Raw genomic sequence first — 26,013 nt, 5'->3', positions numbered from 1 at the left:
CCGAGCACCGCTCGCGCTCTCATCGAATCCACGTGGTGGCCGACGCCATGCGTCCGGGCTGGGCAGCCGGGCGCAGCGGCTTGTTCGTGCTGCTCGAAAGCGTTCGGACAGCCGCTTTTCCGCCGAGTAGGAGGCTCTGGTGCACGATACGGAGTTGGGTGGGGCCAGCGCGTTGCCGCCGCGTTCCGTCGGGCCGAAGCCGTCCGGGGCCGCCGAGCCGTTCGCCTTGGCGCCCGCGCAGCTCGGTGTCTGGTACGCGCAGCTGCTCGAGCCGGACGTGCCGGTCAACGTCGCGCAGTACGTGGACGTGCGCGGTGAGCTGGATGCCGGTCTGCTGCAAGAGGTCTCGGTCGAAGCGGCCCGCGAGTACCAGTCGGTGCTGGTGCGGATCGGGGAATCCGGCGGGGTGCCGCACCAGTGCGTCGACTTCGGCCTCTCGGTCGACATCCCGCTGATCGATTTGCGGGAGGAGACCGACCCGGTGGCCGCGGCGCACGCCTGGATGCGCGCGGACGCGAGCGCGCCGGTCGACCTGCGCGCCGACCGGCTGTTCGCGGGCGCGGTGCTGCGGGTCGCCGAGCAGCGGTACTTCTGGTATCTGCGGGCCCATCACATCGTGCTGGACGGTTACGGCGCGCTCACCAACACCAAGCGGGTGGCCGAGCGGTACACCGCGCGGGTGCTCGGCATCGAACCCGAACCCGTGCGGCCCGGCACCCTCGCCTCCCTGACCCAGTCCGAACTCGCCTACCGCAGCAGCCCCCGGTTCGAGGCCGATCGCGCGCACTGGGCCGGGCGGGTGGCCGGGCTGGACGGAGCGACCAGCCTCGCCGGTCGCCGCGCGCACCGCCGCGCGACCAACCTCACCGCGGGGCGAGGGCTCGCGCCCGAGCTCGTCGAGCGGATGAACGCCCTTGCCGCGAGCCAGGATTCGACGCTCGCGGTGGTGCTGCTCGCGGCGTTCGCCGCCTATCTGGGACGACTCACCGACCGGGACGAGGCGGTGCTGAGCCTGCCGGTGACCGCGCGGACCACCGCGGCGCTGCGGCGCTCGGCGGGCATGCTGTCGAACATCGTGCCGCTGCGGTTGCCGGTCGACGGCAGCTGGGGCGCGTTGCTGCGCGCCACCCGCGTCGAGGTCGCCGGGGCGCTGCGCCACCAGCGCTACCGCCACGAGGACATCCAGCGGGATGCCGAGCGCGCCGCGAGTCCGGCGCGGCGCGGGCTCTTCGGGCCGCTGGCCAACATCATGCTGTTCCGCAGCGACCTGACCCTCGGCGCCACGGCCGGGCGATACCACGTGCTGTCCACCGGCCCGGTCGAGGACCTGAGCCTCAACGTCTACTACGGCGACCTGGACCGCGTGCACGTGGACTTCGAGGCCAATCCGCACCTGTACACCGCCGACGACGTCGCACGGCAGCACGCCAGGTTCCTCCGCTACCTGGAGCGCCTGGTGGCCACCGAGCCGGACACCGCGCTCGCCGCGGTCGAGGTCGCGACCGAGCTGGAACTCGAGGTCAGCACCCGGATCTGGAACGAGACGGGATTCGACGTGGAAGCGCGGCTGCCGGGTCGCGGGCCCGGCTTCGCTCCCGTGGCGACGCTGGTGTCGATGTTCGAGGCGCAGGCGGCCCGCACGCCGAGCGCGGTGGCGCTGCGGGCCGCCGGTGCGCCCGACCTCACCTACCGCGAGCTCGCCGCGCGCGCCAACGGGCTCGCCCGCAGGCTGATCGCGCTGGGCGTCGGGCCGGAAACGCTGGTTGCGCTGCACCTGCCGCGCTCGCCGGAACTGGTGATCGCGATGTACGCGGTGCTCGCCGCGGGTGGCGCCTACCTGCCGCTCGACCCGGACCACCCGCCGGAGCGCACGGCGCACATCCTGGCGACCGCCCGTCCGGCGTGCGCGCTGATCACCGGGGACGACCTGCCGCCGGAGCTGTCCGGCCTGCCGGTGGTGCGGGTGGACCAGGCCGACGAGACGGCCGGGACGGGGCCGATATGGGACCGGGAACGAGTCGCGGCCCTGCGGCCGGAGCACCCGGCGTATGTGATCTTCACCTCCGGATCGACCGGTCTGCCCAAGGGCGTCGCCATCACCCACCGCGCGATCGTCAACCGGTTGGTGTGGATGCAGCAGACCTACCGACTATCGGCGCGAGACGTTGTGCTGCAGAAGACTCCGGCCACGTTCGACGTCTCGGTGTGGGAATTCTTCTGGCCGTTGCAGATCGGCGCGACGCTGGTGCTCGCCCAGCCGGACGGGCACCGCGATCCCGCTTATCTGCGCCGCGTCATCGACGAATATGGCATCACCACAGCGCATTTCGTACCCTCCATGCTCGCGGCGTTCCTCGCCGATCAGCCCGCCGCGTTCCGCACGCCGCTGCGCACGGTGTTCGCCTCCGGGGAGGCCCTGCCCGCGGCGCTGGCCCAGCGGATGCGCGAACTCACCGGCGTTCGCCTGCACAATCTGTACGGTCCGACGGAAGCGGCGGTCGACGTCACCTTTCACGAAGTCACCGACACCGATACCCTCTCGGTGCCGATCGGTGCGCCGGTGTTCAACACCAGGCTCTATGTGCTCGACTCGCGGCTTCGGCCGGTGCCGGTCGGGGCGCCGGGTGAGCTGTATCTGTCGGGGGTACAGCTCGCCCGGGGCTACGTGGCGCGGCCGGAGCTCACCGCGGCGCGGTTCGTGGCCGACCCGTTCGGCGGCCCGGCCGGGCCCGCGCGGGCCGGTGACCGGATGTATCGCACCGGTGACCTGGTGCGGTGGACCCCGCAGGGGGAGCTGGAATACCTCGGACGCACGGACTTCCAGGTGAAGCTGCGCGGCCTGCGCGTCGAGCCCGGCGAGATCGAGGCCGTGCTCGCCAGGGTGGACGGGGTCGATCGCGCGGTGGTCGTGGCGCGCGACGACGCGGGTGTCGGCGCGCAACTGGTGGCCTACGTCGTCGCGGCGCGGCCGGGAGCCGTGCGGACCGAACGGCTGCGCGCGGCGGCGGCCGAAGCGCTGCCCGGATATATGGCGCCCGCCGCCTACGTGCTGCTGGACACCTTGCCGGTGAACGCTTCCGGGAAGCTGGATCGCGCCGCCCTACCGGCTCCGAGCAGGGCTTCCACCGGTTACACCGCGCCCGCGACCCCTGTGGAGCGGGCGATCGCGCGGGTGTTCGCCGAAGTGCTCGGTAACAAGCTGGTCGGTCGCGACGACGACTTCTTCGCACTCGGCGGAAACAGTCTGGTGGCCACGCAGGTCGCCGCCCGGCTGTCCGCCGACCTGAACTGCCCGCTCGGAGTCCGCGACGTGTTCGCCGCCTGCACGGTGGCCGAACTCGCCGGGGTCGTCGAGCGGGCCGGTGGATCCGGCGGCGCGTCCTTGGTCGCGCAGCTGCGGGCACGGCCACGGCCGCCGCTGGTTCCGCTTTCCCCGGCGCAGCAGCGCATCTGGTTTCTGAACCGTTTCGAGCCGGGCGCGAGCTACAACATGCCGTTCGTGGTGCGGTTGCGTGGCGCGGTGGACGTCACCGCACTGCGGCAGGCGCTCGACGATCTGGTCATCCGCCACGAGGTGCTGCGCACGATCTTCCCCGCGCTGCCGGGCGACGGCACCGGTCCCGCGGCACGGCAAGTGGTGCTGCCCGCGGCGGAGGTGGCGGGCGCGCCGGAGGCGATCGCCGCCGCCGAGCTGGACGGGCGACTGAGGGCGTTCGCCGCCGGTGGCTTCGACGTGGAACGTGAGATCCCGATCCGGGCCCGCATCTTCGCGGTGGACGACGGCACCCACGCGCTCGCGCTGGTCCTGCACCACATCGCCGCCGACGGGCTCTCGCTGCGCGTGCTCGCCCGCGACGTGATGACCGCCTACGGGGCGCGGCGCGGCGGCAGCGCGCCCGCATGGGCTCCGCTGCCGATGCAGTACGCCGACTACAGCCTGTGGCAGCACGAACTGCTCGGCTCCGCGGACGGATCGTTCGCGGCCGCTCAGTCGTCCTTCTGGACCGATGCGCTCGCGGGCGCGCCCGACCAGCTCGACCTGCCCGCCGACCGGCCCCGCCCCGCGGTGGCCTCCGGTCGCGGCGCGGTGTTCGGCTTCGAGTTCCCCGGCGAACTGGTCGCCCGGATGCGCGAACTCGCCCGCGCGCACGGCGTTTCCTCCTTCATGCTGACCCACGCCGCGCTGGCCGCCTTGCTGGCGCGGCTGTCCGGCGGCGACGACATCGTGATCGGCACCCCGGTCGGCGGCCGGGGCGACCGCGCGCTCGACGACTTGATCGGCATGTTCGTCAACACCCTCGCGCTGCGGACCAGGGTCGAGGCGGCCGAGCCGTTCACCGCCTTGCTGGCGCGGGTGCGCGCGGGCGACCTCGCCGCCTTCGGCCATGCCGAACTGCCGTTCGAGCGGGTGGTCGCGGCGGTGGATCCGCCGCGCTCGCAGGCGCGCCATCCGCTCTTCCAAGTGCTGCTCGCCTTCGACAATGCCGAGGCAATCGCCTTCGAACTGCCCGAACTGTCGGTCGTCACCAGTACCCTGGACACCGGAGTGACCAAGCTGGATCTCCAGCTCACGGTCACCGAGAACGCCGCCGGCGCCGGACTCGGGGAAGGTTCGGCACCGGCGGGCGTTCCCGCGGAATTCACCTACGCCACCGATCTGTTCGACGAAGCCACCATCGCGGGGTACGTCCGCGGGCTGATCGGCTTCTTGTGGGCGATCACCGCTGATCCCGCGATCGCGGTGCGCGACCTGCCATTGCTCGACCCGGACGAGCAAGCCCGCGCGCTGGAGGCCGGGCGGGCTCCCGTGGCTGCGCACGACCCGGCGGAGACTCTGCTGGACGCGTTCGAGGCGCAGGTGCGCAGCACGCCGGACGCGGTCGCGGTGCTCGACGCCGAGCGGCGGCTGACCTATGCGCAGTTCGCGGGCGCGGTCAACCGGCTGGCGCGGCGGCTGATCGCCGCGGGCGTCGGCCCCGAGCGGCTGGTCGTGCTCGGCATGCGGCGTTCGGTCGATCTCGTGGTGGCCGCGTACGCGGTGCTGACCGCGGGGGGTGGGTACGTGCCGGTGGACCCGGACCAGCCCGCGGCCAGGATCGCCCAGGTGATCGCCGCGGCCCGCCCGACGTGCGTGCTCACTCGCTCGCGAGCGGATGCGGCCGAATTCGCCGATCGGTGCGCGCTCGCGGGCCTCCCCGCGACGCCGGTCGTCACGGCCGATGCCCCTGCGGTGGCCGGATACTCCGCCGCGCCGGTCGGAGACGCGGATCGCCTCGCCCCGTTGCGCGCGGCGTGCGCGGCGTACGTCATCTTCACGTCCGGATCGACCGGACGTCCCAAGGGCGTAGCGGTGCAGCATGATTCGGCGGTCAATCAGATCAGGTGGATCGCGGAGGAATACCGGATCGCCGCGGGCGACGTCGTGCTGTTCAAGACCCCTGCCACCTTCGACGTGTCGGTGTGGGAGCTGTTCGCGCCGCTCACCCGGGGCGCGCGGATCGTGGTGGCCGACCACGACGGGCACCGCGATCCCCGGTATCTCGCCGCGACCATCGCCGCGCACCGCGTCACGATGACCTCGTTCGTTCCGTCCGTGCTCACGGTGTTCGCCGGCGCCGCCGCGCCGGAGGAGATCGCGTCCCTGCGCACCGTGCTGGTCGCGGGGGAGGCGTTGACCGGTGAGGCCGCCGCCGCGTTCGCCGCGGTGAGTCACGCGCGGCTGCACAACCTCTACGGCCCCACCGAATTCACCGTGCACGCGACGCACGCCCCCGTCGACCCGGCCGCGAGCGGTCCCGCACCGATCGGGCTTCCGGTGCCGGGCAGCCGGGCCATGGTCCTCGACGATCGGTTACGACCGGTTCCGGACGCGGTGGTCGGCGAGTTGTACCTGTCCGGCGTGCAGCTGGCGCGCGGCTACCACGGCCGCGCCGACCTGAGCGCGCAGCGTTTCGTCGCCGACCCGTACGGACCGGCGGGCAGCCGGATGTACCGGACCGGTGATCTGGTGCGCCGCCGCCGCGACGGCGCACTGGAGTACCTGGGCCGCGGCGATTTCCAGGTGAAGCTGCGCGGGCAGCGGATCGAACTCGGCGAGATCGAGGCCGCCCTGCTCGCCATGGACGACGTGCGCGCGGCGGCGGTCCGGATCGTCGCGCAGCCCTCCGGGCAGACGCTGGCCGCTTACGTGGTCGGCGCGATCGCCCCCGACCGGCTAACCGCGGAGCTGGAGCGGCGGCTGCGCTCCGTGCTGCCCTCGTACATGGTGCCCACCGCGTACGTCCCGCTCGCCGCGATGCCGCTGACTCCCTCCGGCAAGCTGGACCGCAAGGCGCTGCCCGATCCCGTGCCGGTCACCAGGGCCTTCCGTGCGCCGGGCACCCCGGCGGAGCGGGCCGTCGCCGCGGTGTTCGGGCAGATGCTCGGCGTCGATCCGGTCGGCTCGGACGACGACTTCTTCGCTTTGGGCGGCAACTCGCTGGTCGCCACGCAGATCGCGGCCCGCCTGGCGGACGCGCTGGACGCCGAAGTGCCGGTGCGGGCGCTGTTCGAGCACCCGACCGTGGCCGCGCTGGCCGCGCACCTGTCCTGCGGCCGGGCGCGCAAACGGGCGCCGCTGGTCGCCGGGCCGCGTCCCGCGCTGATCCCGCTGTCCTACGCGCAGCAGCGCATGTGGTTCCTCAACCAGTTCGACGCGGACTCGGTGGCCGACAATCTGGTGGCTGCCATCCGGCTGCGCGGCGCGCTCGACCAAGCGGCGCTGGCCGACGCGGTGCTCGACGTGCTCGCCAGGCACGAGTCCCTGCGCACGATCTACCCGGCCGCGGACGGCATTCCGTATCAACTGGCGCTTCCGGTCGGGGAGGCGCGGGTCGCGCTGGTGGCGGAGTCGATCGACGAGCGGCGGCTGACCGAGCGGATTCGGGAACTGGTGGCCACGCCGTTCCGGGTGGATCGCGAGCCGCCGGTGCGCCTCGTCCTGCTGCGCGTCGGCGCGGAGCACCATGTGCTCGTCGTCGCTCTGCACCACATCGGCGCCGACGGTTGGTCGCTCGCACCGCTCACCCGTGATCTCATGCGCGCCTACGCCACGCGCCACGCGGGCGGCACACCCGAATGGACGCCGCTTGCCGTCCAGTACGCCGACTATGCGCTGTGGCAGCGGGAGACACTCGGTTCCGAGGACGACTCCGGTTCTATGCTGGCCGAGCAGATCCGGTTCTGGCAGGGCGAGCTGGCCGGTCTGCCGGACCTGACGACGCTGCCCGCCGACCGGCCGCGCCCGGCCGTCGCGTCGGGTCGCGGCGCGCGCCATGCGTTCACCGTCGATGCCGCGACGCTGCGCCGGTTGCGCGCGCTCGCGGACGGAGCGAACGCTTCGCTGTTCATGGTGCTGCACGCGGCGTTCGCCACGCTGCTGGCCCGATTGTCCGGACAGCAGGACATCGTGATCGGCACCCCGGTGGCCGGTCGCGGTGAGCGGGCGCTGGACGAACTGGTGGGCATGTTCGTGAACACCGTCGTGCTGCGCGCCGACGTCCGTCCCGAGCTGACCTTCGCCGGCTTGGTCGCGGCGGTGCGCGATCGCGACCTGGCCGCTTTCGCGAACGCCGACGCGCCGTTCGAGCGCTTGGTGGAGGTGCTCGCGCCGGAGCGGTCGGCGGCCAGGCACCCGTTGTTCCAGGTGATGCTGGACCTGCGGAACACCGCGCGCACCGAACTCGAGCTGCCCGGCCTGACCGCATCCGGGCTCGACATCGACACGGGCACGGCCAAATTCGATCTGCACCTGTCGGTGGCCCAGGACGAGTCCGGTCTCGCGGCGGTCTTCGAATACGCGACCGATCTGTTCGACCCGGCCACCGTCGCGTCGTTCGCGCTGCGCCTGCGCCGGGTGCTGGACGCGGTGGCCGCCGACCCGCAGGTGCCCGTCGGCGCGATCGACGTCCTGAGCCCAGGGGAGCGCGCCCGCATCCTGGACACCTGGAACGCCACCGGGCATCCGGTGGATCCGGGCGCGACGCTCGTATCGCTGTTCGAGGCGCAGGCGGCGCTGACGCCGGAAGCGATCGCGGTGACCTGCGACGGCGCATCGCTCACCTACGCCGAGTTCGCGGACCGGGTGCACCGGTTGGGCAGGCTGCTGGTGTCCGTCGGCGTGCGGCCGGACCAGCCGGTGGCGGTGGGCATGCGGCGGTCGGCCGATCTCGTGATCGCCCTGTACGCGGTGCTCGCGGCCGGGGGAGCCTACGTGCCCATCGATCCGGAGCATCCGGCCGAACGGATCGCCGACATGCTGCGGACGGTGCGTCCGGTCTGCGTGCTGACCCGCTCCGTGGACGGGCTCGACCTGTCCGGCCGGGACGCCGGGATGTGGGCGGTGCTGGATGTCGATCTGTTCGACACCGGCGATTACGCCGGTGCGCCGCTCACCGACGCGGATCGGCTGGGCACGCTCACGCCGTCGAACTGCGCTTATGTCATTTTCACGTCGGGTTCGACGGGTCGTCCGAAGGGTGTCGCGGTTCCGCATTCGGCGATCGTCAACCGCCTGGTGTGGATGCAGACTGCCTACCAGCTGACCGGTGCTGATGTGGTGTTGCAGAAGACGCCCGCGACGTTCGATGTGTCGGTGTGGGAGTTCTTCTGGCCGTTGCAGATCGGTGCGCGGTTGGTGGTGGCGAAGCCGGATGGGCATCGTGACCCGGCCTATCTGGCTGAGGTCATCAGTGCGGAGAAGGTGACGGTCACCCATTTCGTGCCGTCGATGCTGGCGGTGTTCGTCGCGGATGTGGCTGCGGCGCAGTGTGATTCGTTGCGGATGGTGTTCGCTTCGGGTGAGGCGTTGCCGCCCAAGCCCGCGCATCGTTTGCGGGAGTTGACCGGCGCGTCCTTGCACAACTTGTACGGTCCGACGGAGGCGGCGGTCGACGTCACTTTCCACGAGGTGGTGGATGCCGATGTCGAGTCGGTGCCGATCGGTGCTGCGGTGTTCAACACGCAGGTGTTCGTGCTGGATGCTCGGTTGCGCCCGGTTCCTGTCGGTGTCGCGGGTGAGCTGTATCTCGCGGGTGTTCAGCTCGCGCGTGGTTATGTGGCGCGTCCGGATCTGACGAGTGACCGGTTCGTCGCGAACCCGTTCGGTGAGCCGGGTGCGCGGATGTACCGCACGGGTGATCTGGTGGCGTGGACCGAGCACGGTGAGCTGGAGTATCTGGGTCGTACCGATTTCCAGGTGAAGTTGCGTGGTCTGCGTATCGAACTCGGCGAGATCGAACAGGCGCTCACGGGTCTGGACGAAATCGCGCAGGCAGTCGTGCTCGTGCGCGACGACGCCGGGACCGGCGAGCGGCTCGTCGCCTACCTGGTGCCCGCCTCCGGCGCGGACCTCGAGCTCGGGGCGCTCGAAGCGACGCTGACCCGGCGACTACCGGCGTACATGATTCCCTCGGCATACGTCGTCCTGCCCGAGTTCCCGGTCAACGCCTCCGGCAAGCTGGACCGCCGCGCCCTACCGGCGCCCGCGGCGGAGCCCGCGCGGTTCCGTGCGCCCGCCACACCGGTGCAGCGGCTCGTCGCCGCCGCGTTCGGTGAGCTGCTCGGCGTCGAACGGGTGGGCCTGGACGACGACTTCTTCGCCCTGGGCGGCAATTCGCTCACCGCCGCCAGGGTGGTGGCCCGGCTCGGCTCCGCGCTCGATACCCGGATACCGGTGCGGGCGCTGTTCGACGCGCCGACGGTCGCCGCGCTGGCCGTCCGCGCCGAAACGCATCGAGGCGAGGGCGGACGCGTCCCGCTGCGCCCCCGCCCGCGGCCGCGGCGCGTCCCGCTGTCGCCGGCCCAGCAGCGCGTCTGGTTCGTCAACCGCTTCCACGCCGCCGAGCAAGCCGCCGCCGCCGACGCGATCGACAACATCCCGGTCGCGCTGCGCCTGTCCGGTGAACTGGACATCGCGGCGATGACCGCCGCTCTCGCCGACGTGGCCGCCCGGCACGAGATCTTGCGCACCGTCTACCCGGACGGTCCGGAGGGGCCCGAACAACGGGTCCTGCCGCAAGCCGCGCCCGGACTTCCCGTCACTCGACTGGCCGAAACCGCTGTGCCGGATAGGCTTCGGGAGCTGGCTGCCGCGCCGTTCGATCTGACCACCGACACCCCGCTGCGCGCCGCGCTGTTCGCGATCGACGGCGCGCCGAGCACGGAGCACGTGCTCGCCCTGGTGCTGCACCACATCGCCGCGGACGGATTCTCGCTCGGACCGCTGGCCGAGGATCTGATGACCGCCTACTCGGCGCGCCGGGCCGCCGCCGCGCCCGCGTGGGACCCCCTGCCGGTGCAGTACGCCGACTACACGCTCTGGCAGGCCGACCTCGCCGACACCGAGCGGCAGCTCGACTTCTGGCGCACCGCCCTGGACGGCCTGCCCGAGCAACTCGAACTGCCGACCGATCGCCCGCGTCCCCCGGTCTCCTCCTATCGCGGCGCGACGCACCGCCTGCGGATCGATTCCGATCTGCACAGCGAACTGGGCGAGCTGGCGCGCAAACGCGAGACCACGCTGTTCAGCACGGTGCACGCGGCGCTGGCGGTGCTGCTGGCCCGGCTGTCGGGCCGCTCGGACATCGCGATCGGCACCCCGGTCGCCGGACGCGGTGACGCGGAGCTGGACCGGCTCGTCGGCATGTTCGTGAACACGCTGGTGCTGCGCACCGCCGTCGACACCAGAGCCAGGTTCGAGACCTTGCTCGACGCGGTGCGCGATCAAGACCTCGACGCGCTCTCGCACGCCGACGCGCCGTTCGAACGGCTCGTCGAACTGCTCGCGCCGGCCCGCGCGCGCAACCGTCATCCGCTGTTCCAAGTGGCGCTGACCTTCCAGAACTTCACCCTGCCCGACCTGGAACTGCCCGGCCTGCGGGTGCGCGCGCAGGAGTTCGACGCGCCCGTCGCCGAATTCGACCTGCAGTTCACCGTGCTCGAGTCGAACGACCCGGACGGGCGCGCCGACGGCATGCAGGTCGAGATCCGCTACGCCGTCAACCTTTTCGACGCGCCCTCGATCGCCGTGCTCGGCAGGCGGTTCACCCAGGTGCTGGCCGCCATCGCCGCCGATCCCACGGTGGTCGTGGGCGACATCCAGTTGCTCAGCGCCGAGGAACAGCATCGCGCCCTGTACGAATGGCCCGTCGGTGCGGCGGGCGTCGTGGACGTCACCGGCAGCCTGGCCGAGCGTTTCGCGCGGGCCGCCGCGCTGGACCCGGCCGCCGTCGCGGTGCGCGACGGCGCGCGGTCACTGGCCTACGCCGAACTCGATGACTGGTCCAACCGGTTGGCGCGACGGCTGGTCGCCGCGGGCGTCGGGCCGGAAGCGCTGGTGGCCGTCGCGCTGCCCCGCTCGGCGGAGTTGGTGGTCGCCTTGCTCGCGGTCCTCAAAGCGGGCGGCGCGTACCTGCCGATCGATCCGGCCTACCCGGACGACCGCATCGAATACGTCCTGGACGACGCGAGACCGATCTGCGCGATCGCAGGAGCCGCCACCGAGTTGCCGCGCGGCTGGTTCGGCGGACCGGTGATCGATGTCGACGCGCCGAATCTCACCGAATTCAGCGGCGCGCCGATCACCGACGCGGACCGTCGCGCCCCGCTGCGCTCCGGCGACGCGGCCTACGTCATCTACACTTCCGGCTCCACCGGCAGGCCGAAAGGCGTTGTGGTGCCGCATCGCAACGTGCTGCGGCTGTTGGACAACACGCGACGGCGCTTCGGCTTCGGCCCGGCGGACGTGTGGACCATGTTCCACTCCTACGCCTTCGACTTCTCGGTGTGGGAACTGTGGGGTCCGCTGCTGTCGGGCGCGACGGTGGTGGTGGTCGACTACTACACCTCCCGCTCGCCGCGGCAGTTCCGCGAACTGCTGATCGCCGAGCGAGTCACCGTGCTCAACCAGACCCCGTCGGCGTTCTATCAGCTCGTCGCGGTCGATCTGGCCGAGCCGGAACCCGCCGCGTTCGCCTTGCGCACCGTCGTCTTCGGCGGCGAGGCGCTGGAGCCGCAGCGGCTCGCGGGTTGGTTCGCCCGCTACCCGGACGCGCCCCGCCTGGTGAACATGTACGGCATCACCGAGACCACGGTGCACGTGTCCTACCGCGAGATCGACGGACGCACCGGCTCCGCGAGCGTGATCGGCGCGGGACTGCCAGGACTGACCGTCCGGCTGCTCGACGACCGGTTGCGGCCGGTCCCGGTGGGAGTGCCCGGCGAGATCTACGTCTCCGGCGGCCAACTGGCGCGCGGCTACCTGCACCGTCCGGCCCTCACCGCGGGCCGCTTCGTCGCCGACCCGTACGCGGGCGACGGATCGCTCACCTACCGCTCCGGTGATCTGGCCCGGTGGACCGCCGACGGGGAACTGGAGTACCTCGGGCGCGCCGACCAGCAGGTGAACCTGCGCGGCTTCCGCGTCGAACTCGGTGAGATCGAGGCCGCGCTGCTGGAGGCGTCCGAAACGGTGCGGGAAGTGGCCGTTGTGGTGCGCGCGGATCTGGTGGACGAACCGCGCATCGTCGCGTACGTGGTCGCCGCGGACGACTCGATCGACCCCGCCGCGCTGCGCCAAGCCCTGGTGTACCGCCTGCCCGAGCACATGGTGCCCGCCGCGATCGTCCCGGTGCCGCATATCCCGTTGACGGTCAACGGGAAGCTGGACCGCGCCGCGCTACCCGCGCCACGGTTCGAATCGACCGCCTACCGGGCGCCGTCCACACCGAGCGAACGGGTCGTGGCGCAGGTGTTCGCCGAAGTGCTCGGCGCCGAGCGTGTCGGCGCCGACGACGACTTCTTCGCGCTCGGCGGCAGTTCTCTGCTGGCCGCCAAAGCGGTCACCCGGATCGGTGCGGCGCTGGGCCGGACGGTCGGTGTGCGGGCGCTGTTCGAAGCGCCCCGGGTCGCGGACCTGGCGGCGGCGGCGAGCGCGGTGGCGATGGGAGGCAGCAGGCCCGCGCTGGTGGCGGCGGCGCGTCCGGAGCGGGTGCCGCTCTCGCCGGCGCAGCAGCGCATGTGGTTCCTCAACCGGTTCGATCGGTCCTCCACCGCCTACAACATCCCGGTGGCTCTGCGGCTGTCCGGTGAGCTGGACGTGCCCGCGTTGCTGGCCGCGCTCGGCGACGTGGTGGCACGGCACGAAACGCTGCGCACCCGCTACCCCGAAATCGACGGGGAACCGGTGCAGCTCGCCGAACCCGCCGTCGCTCCCGCGCCGGCGCCCATCGATGTCCCGGCAGACGAGCTGCCGCGGCGGGTGCGGGAGCTGGCGGAGACGACCTTCGACGTCACCGCCGAGATTCCGGTGCGGATACGGCTGTTCCGCGTGGTCCGCACCGGTGCGCGGAGTGAGTTCGTGCTCGCCGCGGTGCTGCACCACATCGCCGCCGACGGCTCCTCCATCGCGCCGTTCGTGCGGGACCTGATGGTCGCCTACACCGCGCGTCGCGACGGCGCCGCGCCGGACTGGACGCCGCTGACCGTGCAGTACGCCGATTACGCACTGTGGCAACGCGAACTGCTCGGCGCCGAGGACGACGCGGAATCGGTGGCGGCGCGCGAGATCCGGTTCTGGACCAGGACGCTGGCCGGACTGCCGGATCAGCTGGCGCTGCCGACCGACCGTCCTCGCCCAGCGAAGCAGACCCTGCGCGGGGACAAGGTTCCGCTGACCATCGGCGCCCGGCTGCACGCGGATCTCGCCGCCCTCGGCCGACGGCACGGCGCGACGCTGTTCATGGTGATGCACACCGCGTTCGCCGTGCTGCTCGCGCGCTGGTCGGGCACCGGTGACATCGCGATCGGCACGCCGGTGGCCGGACGCGGCGCGGCCGAACTGGACGACGTGATCGGGATGTTCGTCAACACCCTCGTGTTGCGCGTCGGCGTCGACGGCGGCGAGTCGTTCGCCGGACTCCTGGCCCGGGCCCGGGCCGCCGACCTGGCGGCGCTGGAACACGCGACCGTGCCGTTCGAACGTCTGGTGGAAGTGCTCAACCCCGTGCGCTCCACCGCACGGCACCCGCTGTTCCAGGTCGGCTACTCCTTCCAGAACCACGAGCGCGGACAGCTTCGGCTGCCGGGCCTCGACGTCCGCGAGTTCGACTTCGACACCGGCGTGGCGCAATTCGACCTGCACCTGTTCGCGGTGGACGCCTACGACGCCGACGGCGAGCCCGACGGCATCGAGCTGTCGCTCGGGTACGCCACGGATCTGTTCGAGCGGGCGACCGCGCTCCGGTTCGCCGCTCAGCTGCGCCGGGTGCTCGAAACGATCGCGGTACGGCCGGAATCGCCGGTCGGCGACATCGACCTGCTCGGAACCGACCGTTCACAGGTGCTCGCCGAATGGAACCGGACCAGGCAGCCCGTCCAACGGGCCACGCTGGCGGATCTGATCGACGCGCGGACCGCGCGCAGCCCGCACGCGGTCGCGCTGGTGGACGCGACGACCGGCGACCAGCTGCGTTACGCCGAGTTCGACGACCGGGTGAACCGATTGGCGCGCAGGCTCATCGCATCGGGTGTCGGACCGGAGTCGACGGTGGTGCTGGCGATGCGCCGCTCGTTCGAACTGGTGGTCGCGATGTACGCCGTGGTGCGCGCGGGCGGGGCCTATGTGCCCGTCGATCCGGATCATCCCGCCGAGCGGGTCGCCCATATCGTGACCACCGCTGCGCCCGCTGTCGTGCTGACCACCTCGCGCGATGGTTTTCCGTTCGACATCGGCTGCGCCGTCATGGAGATCGATCGACTCGACGGCACGGAGTTCGCCGCGACCCCGATCACCGACGCGGAACGGGTCCGTCCGCTGCGTCCGGAGCATCCGGCGTACATCGTCTTCACCTCCGGATCCACGGGCCTGCCCAAGGGCGTGACGGTTCCGCACGCCGCGATCGTCAATCAGCTCGCCTGGCTGGCGGCGCGATACGGCCTCGGCCCGAATGATCGCGTGCTGCTGAAGACACCCGCGACCTTCGATCTGTCGGTGTGGGAGTTCTGGTCCGCGCTGGTCACCGGCGGCCGGCTGATCGTCACCTCGCCCGGCGCCGAACGCGACCCGGACCTGCTGCGCGCACTGCTGCGCCGCCACGGCGTGACCGTGCTGCACGCGGTGCCCGCCCTGATCGGCATGCTGCTGGCGGCCGAGCCCGCCGCCGCGCTGCCGGAAACCCTGCGCCACGTGCTTGCCATCGGCGAAGCGCTGCCCCAGGCAACGGCCGCCGATTTCCTGCGCCGCCACCGCGACCGGACCGCGCTGGACAACCTCTACGGCCCCACGGAGGCGGCGGTGTCGATCACCGCGTTCGCGGTCGACGCCGAGCCGGAGCACACCGTCCCGATCGGCTCGCCCGCCTGGAACAGCCGGGTCTATGTGCTGGACAGCCGGCTGCGGCCCGCGCCGATCGGGGTGCCGGGCGAGCTGTACCTCGCCGGGGTACAGCTGGCGCGCGGCTACCAGAACCGTGCCGCGCTGACCGCCGACCGCTTCGTGGCCGATCCGTTCGCGGCGGAACTCGGCGCGGCGGCGGGCAAGCGGATGTACCGCACCGGCGACATCGTGCGCTGGCGTCCCGACGGCGCCCTGGAATACCTCGAGCGCGCCGATTTCCAGGTGCAGATCGGCGGCTTCCGCATCGAACTCGGTGAGGTGGAGGCCGCCCTGCTGCGGCAGCCGGGGGTGACCGCGGCGGTGGCGGTGGCGAAAGCCGACGAGCGCGCCGGGGCCCGGCTCATCGCGTATGCCGCAGTCCCCCAAGCTGATCCGTCCACCTACGCCGACTTCGCCGCGTCGCTGCGCGCGGCGGTGGCCGCCCGGCTACCCGGGTACATGACGCCCGCCGCCGTCGTCGTGCTGGCCGCGCTGCCGCTGACGCCCAACGGCAAGATCGATCGCGCCGCGCTGCCCGCGCCGGTGTTCGCCGAGGCGGCGGCCTTCCGCGCACCGGCCGGTGCGCTGGAGCGCCTGGTCGCGGACGCGTTCGCGGAGGTCATCGGCGTGGAGTCGGTGAGCGCGGACGACGACTTCTTCGCCAGGGGCGGCAACTCCCTGATGGCCACCCGGCTCGCGGCCCGGCTCGGCGCGGCACTCGGCGGCCATGTCCCGGTGGCCGCGATCTTCGAAGCCCCGACGCCGTCCGCCCTCGCCGAGCGCATCGCGGCCGGCGAGCGCGGCGCGGCGCGGCCCGCCCTGGTCCGCAGGGACCATGCCGGACCGGCGCCGCTCGCGCCCGCGCAGCAGCGCATCTGGGTGGTCGACCGGCTCGCGCCGGACTCGTCGGCCTACCACATCCCCACGGCGCTGCGGTTGCGCGGCGAGCTGGACGTGGCGGCGCTGACGGCGGCGCTCGGCGATGTGCTCGAGCGGCACGAGACCTTGCGCACCAGATACCCCGACACCGATGCCGGACCGGTCCAGGAGGTCGTGCCCGCGTCCCCGGTCGAGCTGACGCCTATCCCGGTGACGGTCGCCGAACTCGACTCGCGCATAGCGGAATTGGTGTCACTCGGCTTCGACCTCGCCGCCGCGCCTCCGGTGCGCGCCGCCCTGTTCGCCACCGCCGCCGACGAATACGTCCTGGTGGTCGTGCTGCACCACATCGGCGCGGACGGGTACTCGATCGCGCCGCTGACCGCCGATCTGGTACGCGCCTACCTGGCCAGATCCGCCGGGCACGCCCCGGACTGGGCGCCCCTCGCCATCCGGTACCGCGACTACAGCCGCTGGCAGCACGAGCTGCTCGGCGACGCCGCCGACCCGGACAGCCTGCTGACGCGCCAACTATCCTTCTGGCGCGCCGAATTGGCCGGTGCCCCGGAACTGCTCGCCCTGCCCACCGATCGCCCGCGACCGGCCCGACGGAACACGCGGGGGGCGAGCGTTGCCCGCGTGATCGACGCCGAGCGCACCGCCCGCCTGGAGCGACTGGCCCGCGAACACGGCGGCACACTGTTCACCCTCGTGCACAGCGCGCTCGCGGTGCTGCTGGCGAAACTGTCCGCCGCGGGGGAGGTCACGGTCGGCGTACCGGTCGCCGGGCGCGGAGTCCGCGAGCTGGACGAGCTGGTCGGCATGTTCGTCAACACCGTGGCGTTGCGCACCGAGCTCGACCCGAGGGCGAGTTTCGGCGAGCTGCTGCGGCAGGTCACCCGGCGGGACCTGGCGGCGTTCTCGCACGCCGACGCCCCGTTCGATCAGGTGGTCGAGGCGCTCGGCGTCACCCGTTCCGGCTCGCACGCGCCGCTGTGCCAGGTGCTGCTCACCTTCCAGAACCTGCCACGCGCGGCGGTGGAGCTGCCCGGACTGGCGGTGGAGGCGATCGATCTCTCGCCGGCGGAGGCGAAATTCGACTTGCAGGTGACCGTGCTGGAGCGCTTCGCCGCCGACGGCGCACGGGCCGGTCTGGAACTGCGCGTCGGCTATGCGACCGACATCTTCGACGAGCCGACGGCGCACGCCTTCGGAGACCGGCTGCTGCGGGTGCTGGAGACGGCCGCCGCGGATCCGGCGGTGGCCGTGCGCGCGATCGACATCCGATCCGCGGCCGAACGGCTGCCCCGGCCCGCCGCGTCGATGGCGGAACTGCCCGCGCTGATCGCCCGGGCGGCGCAGGCGGACCCCGCCGCCATCGCGTTCGAGCACGGTGACCGGCGCATCTCCTTCGGCGAACTCGACGCCAAGCTCGCGACCGTCGCCAAAGCGATGGGCGCGGCGGCCAAACCCGAAGCCATGATCCATGTCTCGCTCGCCGGGCTGGTGCCCGGCCTGCTCGCCGCCCTCGGCGGCAGCGGTCTCGCGGCCTTGCTGCGGACCCTGCCCGCCGCCGCCGAGGCACTGCTCGCCGACTCGGCGGCGGCCATCGATTCGGAAGGAAACCGCTGATGACCCACGCAGACGCCGTGCGCCGCGGCTACGGCATCGAGGACCTGCCCGGTCTCATCGCGACCGTCGCCGGGTCGGCGCCGGGGCGGGTGGCGCTGCGGCACGGGGAACGCACCGTCACCTACGCGGAGCTGGCCGCCGAACTCGCGGCGCTGTCCGACGCCATGGGCGCGGGGGTGGGCGCGGACGCGCTGGTCCCGGTGGTGATCTCCGGTCTCCTGCCCGCGCTGCTGGAATCCGGTGACGGCGCGCTCGGCGCGGTGCTGGACGCGCTGCTCGGCGACGCGCTCGCGATCGCGCCCGGCCTTCCGGTCGCCGCCGCGCCGGTCGAGACGTTGGTGAGCCTGTTCGAAGAGCAGGTGGCGCGGACCCCCGACGCGATCGCCGTCGAATACGGGGGCGGCGCCCTCACCTACGCCGAGTTCCACGGGCGGGTGAACGCGCTTGCCCACCGCCTGGTCGAACTCGGGGTCCGGCGGGACACGCTGGTGGGTTTGGCCGTCCGGCGGTCGATCGACCTGCTGGTGGGCATGTACGCGATCCTGCGGGCGGGCGGCGCGTATGTGCCGATCGACCCGGACCATCCGGCCGATCGCATCGCGTACGTACTCGCCGTCGCCGAACCGGTGCTCGTGCTCACCACCACGCGCGACGAACCCGACTTCGGCCGCACGGTCGCGACGCTGCGGATCGACGAATTCGCGGGCGCGCCGACGTCTGAGGCACCCGAGGTCGCCCGGTCGGCCGACGACCTCGCCTATGTGCTCTTCACCTCCGGGTCGACCGGCAGGCCGAAGGGCGTCGCCGTGTCGCACCGCGCGATCGTGGCGAATCTGCGCTGGCGGCAACGGATCTACCGGTTGCGCGCCGACGACGTGGTGTTGCAGAAAACGCCGTTCACCTTCGACGTGTCGGTGTGGGAGTTCTTCTGGCCGTTGCAGGTCGGCGCCCGGCTGGTCGTCGCGCAGCCGGACGGTCATCGCGATCCGGCGTACCTGGCGCGCGTGATCGCCGAATGTGGTGTCACGGTGGCGCATTTCGTGCCGTCCATGCTCGCGGTCTTCGTCGCCGAGCCGGGGGCGGCGGCGGTGGACTCGCTGCGGTTGGTCTTCGCCTCGGGCGAGGCGCTTCCGGCCGCCACCGCCGCGGCCTTCCGCGACGTCTGCGGCGCGACGCTGCACAACCTGTACGGGCCCACCGAGGCGGCGGTCGACGTGACCGGGCACGAGGTGACCGGCGCTGACGTGACGGGCGTGCCGATCGGCGTCGCCGCCGACGACACGGAACTGCTGGTGCTCGACGACAGCCTGCGCCCGGTGGCGCGCGGCGTCGCCGGCGAGCTGTACCTGGCGGGCGTGCAACTGGCCCGCGGTTACGTCGCCCGCCCCGGTCTGACCGCCGAGCGTTTCGTGGCCAACCCGGAGGGACCGGCCGGGGAGCGGATGTACCGCACCGGCGATCTGGTGCGCTGGGCGCCCGGTGCGGAAGGCGGGCCCGACGAACTGGAGTACCTGGGCCGCACCGACTTCCAGGTGAAGTTGCGCGGCCTGCGGATCGAACTCGGCGAGGTGGAGGCGGCGCTGCTGCGTCATCCGCGCGTCACCCAGGCGGCGGTGCTGCTGCACCGGCATGCGAGCGGCGATCATCTGGTCGGTTACGTGGTCGGTGCGGGGGTCGTGACCGCCGAGGTACTGGACTCCGTCCGCCGCGAACTGCCCGAGTACATGGTGCCGTCGCTGCTCGTCCCGCTGGCGGCGATGCCCTTGAACGCCAACGGCAAGCTGGATCGCAGGGCGTTGCCCGAACCGGAATTCGGCTCGCGCGCACCGGCCTATCGCGCGCCGGAAACCGAAGCGGAGGAGGCGGTCGCCGCGGTCTTCGCCGAGCTGCTCGACCTGCCGCGGGTGGGCGCGGACGACGATTTCTTCGCCATCGGCGGCAATTCGCTGCTCGCCGCCCGCGCCATCGCCCGGATCGCCGCGGCCATCGGCGCGACCGTGGACGTGCGCGATTTCTTCGACCGTCCGACCGTGGCCGCGGTGGCCGCGTCGGCGCGTCCGGTCGCGCCGCGTCCGCCGCTGGTGGCCGGTCCGCGCCCGGAGCGGATTCCGCTCTCGCCAGCGCAGCGGCGCATGTGGTTGCTCAACCGGTTCGACGCCGACACCGAGCAGTCCCGCGACCTGGGCGCCGCCGCCGTGGACAACATCCCGGTGGCGCTGCGCCTGCGCGGCCCGCTGGACGTCGCGGCGCTGTCGGCGGCGATCACCGATCTGGTGGCGAGGCACGAAGTGCTGCGCACCGTGTATCCGCAGACCACCGACGGGCCCGCGCAATCGGTGCGGCGGGTGCACGCGGTGTTCGACCTGTCGCCCGCCGAAGTGCCGCAGGAGCGGTTGGCCGCCGCGATCCGCCGGGCGGCGGCGCAAGGCTTCGACGTCGCCGAGGAGATCCCGGTACGGGTGCGCCTGCTGCGCTGCGGGCCCGAGGACCACACGCTCGTGCTCGTCATCCACCACATCGCGGCCGACGGCTTCTCGCTCGGGCCGCTGATGCGCGACCTGGCCACCGCCTATGCCGCGCGCCGGGACGGCCGCGGCCCGCAGTGGGCTCCGCTGCCCGTGCAGTACGCCGACTACGCGCTGTGGCAGCAACGGGTCCTCGGTGCGGAGACCGACGCCGATTCCGTTGCGGCGCGGCAACTCGCCTTCTGGCGCGCCGAACTGGCCGGACTGCGCGCGCAACTGGATCTGCCCGCCGATCGGCCGCGTCCGGCCGCGTCCTCGTACCGGGGCGCCACCTATGAGTTCGCCGTCGACGCCACGCTGCGCTGCGGTGTCGAGGCGCTGGCGGCACGGGTGCGCGCGACGCCGTTCATGGTGCTGCACGCGGCGCTGGCCGCACTGCTGGCCCGGCTGTCGGGCACCGCGGACATCGTGATCGGCACGCCCGTCGCGGGCCGGGGCGAGGCCGCGCTGGACGACCTGGTCGGCATGTTCGTCAACACCCTCGTGCTGCGCACCGAGGTGGACGCGGCGCTCGGCTTCGCAGACCTGGTCGCCCACGCCGCCGACCGCGATCTGCGCGCCTTCGCCCATGCCGACATCCCGTTCGAGCAATTGGTGGAGGCGCTGAACCCGCCGCGTTCGGCCGCCCGGCATCCGCTGTTCCAGGTCGCGCTGTTCATGCAGAACATCGGGCCGATCGCGCTGAACATGGCCGGTCTCGACACCGAGCAGGTGGACTTCGACTCCGGTTTCGCGAAGTTCGACCTCCAGCTCACGATCTCGGACGCCGCCGACGGCTACCGTGCCGAATTCACCTACGCCACCGACCTGTTCGACGCGCCGACGGTGCGGGAGTTCGCCGCGAAGTTCATCCGGCTGCTGAGCGCGGCCGTCGACGACCCGGACGCGCCGGTGGGCGACCTGCCGCTGCTGGACGCGGGCGAACTCGACTACGTCACCGCGAGCTGGAACGCCAGCGGACACAAGGTGCCCGATCGCTTCCTGCACGAGGGTTTCGACGCGCAGGCGCGCCGCACCCCGGATGCCGTCGCGGTGGTCGCCGACGGCGAACAGCTCACCTACGCCGAGCTGTCCGACCGCGCCGACCGGCTGGCCAGGATGCTCATCGGCATCGGCGTGGGGCCGGAAGCGCTGGTCGTGCTGGCCTTGCCGCGCTCGGTCGAGCTGGTCGTCGCCATGTACGCGGTGGCGCGGGCGGGCGGCGCGTACGTTCCGGTGGACCCCGCGCACCCGGCCGAACGCATCGGCCACATCCTCGCCATCGCGCGCCCGCACGCGGTACTGACCACCAGTCGGTTCGCCTTGCCCGCGACAACTGCCGCGCCGGTGTATCACCTCGATGAACTCGATCTCTCCGCGTATCCCTCCGGCAAGATCGGCGCCCGCGAACGCCACGGCACGCTGCACCCGCAGCACCCCGCCTACGTGATCTTCACCTCCGGGTCGACGGGCAAACCGAAGGGCGTGGCGGTCAGCCACCAGGCCATCGCCAACCAGTTGGCCTGGATGCACGCGGAGTACGGTCCGCGTGCCGGCGATGTCTACTTGCAGAAGACCGCGAGCACTTTCGACGTCTCGCTGTGGGGCTACTTCCTGCCGTTGCGGGCGGGCGCGACCCTGCTGCTGGCCGCGCCGGACGGGCACCGCGATCCGCGCTATCTCGCCGAAACCGTCGCCCGCCATCGCGTCACGCTCACCGACTTCGTGCCGTCGATGCTCGCGGTGTTCGCCGCGCACGCCGAGCCGGGCGAACTGGACTCGCTGCGCGAGGTGTTCGTCATCGGCGAGGCGCTGTCGCCGGAGACGGTCGCGGCGTTCCGGCGAGTGTGCGGCGCGGGGTTGCACAACCTCTACGGCCCTACCGAGGCGGCGGTGTCGATCACCAATCGCGAGGTCACCGAGCTGGACTCGCCGCAGGTGCCGATCGGCGAGCCGGAGTGGAATTCGCAGGTCTATGTGCTGGACGGCCGGTTGCGGCCCGCGCCGATCGGTGTGCCGGGCGAGCTGTACCTGGCCGGAGCGCAGCTGGCGCGCGGCTACCACGGCCGCGTTGACCTCACCGCTGACCGTTTCGTCGCCAACCCCTTCGGCGCGCCGGGCGCGCGCATGTACCGCACCGGCGACCTGGTGCGCTGGAGCCGTGACGGCGAGTTGATCTATCTGGGCCGCACCGACTTCCAGGTGAAATTCCGCGGCCAGCGCATCGAGCTCGCCGAGATCGAGGCCGCGCTGCTGGCGGCGGACGGGGTCGGTCAGGCGGCGGCGCGGCTGGTCACCGGACCGGCGGGCGAGTTCCTGGCGGGCTATGTGATCCAGGCACCAGGTGCGGCGCTCGATCTCGACGTGGTGAAAGGCGCTGTAGCTCAACGTATACCCCACTACATGGTGCCGACCGCGTTGGTCGAGCTGGACGAGTTCCCCCGCAACACCAGCGGCAAGCTCGATCGCGCGGCGCTGCCCGCGCCCGTGCTCGCGGCCGAGCGCTTCCGTCCGCCGGTGAGCGCAGCGCAACGTCTGGTCGCCGCCGTGTTCGCGGAGGTGTTGCGGGTCGAACGGGCCGGGCTCGACGACGACTTCTTCGCTCTCGGCGGCAGTTCGCTGGACGCCACGCGGGTCAGCGCACGCACCGGCGAGGCGGCGGGCGTGCGCGTGCCGGTGCGCGCGCTGTTCGACGCGCCGACGGTGGAGGGCTTCGCCGCCGCCGTCGAGCGGCTCGGCGACACCGGGGCAGCGCGACTTCCCCTGGCGCGCCGCCCACGGCCGGAGCGGGTGCCGCTCTCGCCAGCGCAGCAGCGCCTGTGGTTCCTCAACCGCGTCGAGAGCCAGGACGGCGCCGACAGCGTCTACAACCTGCCGATCGTGCTGCGGCTGACCGGCCGTCTCGACGTGACCGCGCTCGAGCGCGCCGTGCTCGACGTGCTGGCCAGGCACGAGACGCTGCGCACCACCTATCCCGACACCGACGAGGGCCCGTGCCAGTCCGTTCGCGACGCCGCCGACATCGGTCTGAGCCTGCACCCGGTGCCGATCGACCGCCGCGCGGCGGAGGACGCCGTGGCGGGCATCGTCCGCGCCGGATTCGACGTGACCGCCGAGTTGCCCTGCCGGGTCGCGTTGCTCGCGGTGGACCGGGTGGACGAGGCGCGCGGCCGCACCGGCGACGAATACCTGCTGGTGTTCGTCGTGCACCACATCGCGGCCGATGCCATGTCGATGGTCCCGCTGGTCACCGATCTGGTGCGGGCCTACCGAGCGCGCCTGACCGGCGGACGGCCGGACTGGGAGCCGCTGCCGGTGCAATACGCCGACTACAGCCTCTGGCACCGGGAACTGCTCGGCGCCGAGGACGTTCCCGGCGACCTCGCCGCTCAGCAGTTGCGTTTCTGGCGCGACGTGCTCGACGGCGCGCCCGCGCAACTGCCCCTCCCGGCCGATCATCCGCGCCCCGCCATCCCTTCGCACGAGGGCGCGGCCGTCGAGTTCGTGATCGAGCCCGAGGTGGCGGCGGGCTTACGTGCGCTGGCCCGGCGCGGCGGCGCGACGCTGTTCATGACACTGCACGCGGCCTTCGCCGCCACGCTGGCCCGGCTCAGCGGCAGCTCCGACATCGTGATCGGCTCGCCCGTCGGCGGACGCGGGGAGCGGGTGCTCGACGGCCTCGTGGGCATGTTCGTCAACACCCTCGCCCTGCGCACCCGGGTTTGCGCCGACGCCTCGTTCGCCGCGCTGCTGACCGAGGTGCGCGACGCGGACCTGGCCGCGTTCGCCAACGCCGACCTGCCGTTCGAGCGCCTGGTGGACGCCATGGCGGTGGATCGCTCATCGGGCGCGCACCCGCTGTTCCAGGTGATGTTCAGTTTCGAGAGCGCGACGCCCGCGTTCGACACGGTGGAGGTGCCGTGGCTGTCGGTGCGCCCGGTCGAGATCCCCGATACCGGAGCGAAGTTCGACCTGCACCTGGTTATCGCGGAAAACGGGAATTCCGCGGGGCTTTCGGGCGCCTTGCGCTACGCGACCGATCTGTTCGACGCCGCGACGGCCGAGTCCTACACCGAGCGCTTCCAGCGGATGCTGGCCGCCGTCGTGGCCGACGCCGCCGCGCGGATCGGTGACATCGAATTGCTGTCGGACGCCGAACGCGCTCGCGTACTGCGGGAGTGGAACGACACCGCGCACCCCTTGCCCGACTCCGACACGCTCGCTTCACTGTTCGCCGACCAGGTCGCCCGCACACCGGACGCGCCCGCCATCACTTTCGAGGCGACGACCCCGTCCCAGCTGTCGCCCGACGACCGCGCCCAGGTGGGTGGCTCCGCGCCGCTGGCCCATCTGTCGCCAGAGGACCGTGGTGCGCTGGGTGGCTCCGCGCCCCCTGCTCGCCCGTCGTCCGACTACGACCCCGCGACCAATCGCTCCGCGACGCTGACGTACGCCGAATTCGCGGGCCGGGTCAACCGCCTGGCGCGGTGGCTCGTCGCGCAGGGTGTCGGCCCGGAAACGCTGGTGGCGCTGGGTATGCGCCGATCTGTCGACCTGGTGATCGGCATGTACGCGGTGACCGTCGCGGGCGGCGGATACGTGCCGCTCGACCCCGACCACCCGGCCGAACGCACCGCCGACATCCTCGCCACCGCCGCGCCGGTGTGTGTGCTGACGGCGGGCTCGGACCTGAACTGCGGCCTGCCCGAGACGCGGATCGACCGGCTGGACCTGTCCGGCTACCCGGACACCCCGCTCACCGATGCCGACCGGCGCGCTCCGCTGCGCGCGGCCGACACCGCCTACGTGCTGTTCACCTCCGGCTCGACGGGCAAGCCGAAGGGCGTCGCGATGAGCCACCGGGGCATCGTGAACCGGTTGCGCTGGATGCAGTCGGCGTATGCACCGCTCGGGCCGGGGGATGTGCTGTTGCAGAAGACGCCCGCCACCTTCGACGTGTCGGTGCCGGAGTTCTTCTGGCCGTTGCAGGTCGGCGCGCGCATGGTGCTGGCACGGCCGGATGGGCATCGCGACCCGGCGTACCTGGCGCGCGTCATCCGCGCCGAGGGCGTCACCGCCGCGCATTTCGTGCCGTCCATGCTGGCCGTCTTCGTCGCGGGCGAGTTCGACGTGCCGTCGCTGCGCGAGGTGTTCTGCTCCGGCGAGGCGCTGCCCGTCGGCGTCGCCCAGCGGATGCGCGAAACCGGTGCGCGGGTGCACAACGGCTACGGCCCCACGGAAGCCGCGGTGGAGGTGACCTTCCACGAAGTGCGCGACACCGACTTCGAGACCGTGCCGATGGGCGTGCCGATCTGGAACACCAGAACCTATGTGCTCGACGCGCGGCTGCGGCCGGTGCCCGCTGGTGTGCCGGGGGAGTTGTACCTCGCGGGCGTGCAACTGGCGCGCGGCTATCTGGGCCGCCCCGACCTCACCGGCGACCGGTTCGTCGCCGACCCGTTCGGCCCGCCCGGCGAACGGATGTACCGCACCGGCGACCTGGTGCGGTGGACCGCGACGGGCGAGCTGGAGTTCCTGGGTCGCAGCGACTTCCAGGTCAAGATCCGCGGCCTGCGCGTCGAACTC

Annotated in this window: 2 protein-coding genes (1 of these 2 cut by a window edge); both read left to right on the top strand. The window is 72.3% G+C overall.

From position 1 onward, the window contains the following. Positions 1 to 139 precede the first annotated feature (139 nt). The gene (locus U3653_RS19705; RefSeq protein WP_323124138.1) at positions 140 to 17,923 is read left to right on the top strand and encodes a non-ribosomal peptide synthase/polyketide synthase; all 17,784 of its coding nucleotides are present in this window, start codon (positions 140 to 142) and stop codon (positions 17,921 to 17,923) included. Then, positions 17,923 to 26,013 carry the beginning of a non-ribosomal peptide synthetase gene (locus U3653_RS19700; RefSeq protein ID WP_195078285.1) on the top strand. It continues 17,244 nt past the right edge of the window, so 8,091 of the gene's 25,335 nt are visible here — the first part of the coding sequence; the start codon lies at positions 17,923 to 17,925; the stop codon falls past the right edge of the window. The genes U3653_RS19705 and U3653_RS19700 overlap by 1 nt, the downstream gene beginning before the upstream one ends.

Source organism: Nocardia implantans, assembly GCF_035544775.1.
In the GTDB taxonomy this organism is placed as follows: Bacteria; Actinomycetota; Actinomycetes; order Mycobacteriales; family Mycobacteriaceae; genus Nocardia; species Nocardia implantans.
Note: the sequence above shows the minus strand (reverse complement) of the source record. Positions and strands in the feature narration are given on the sequence as shown.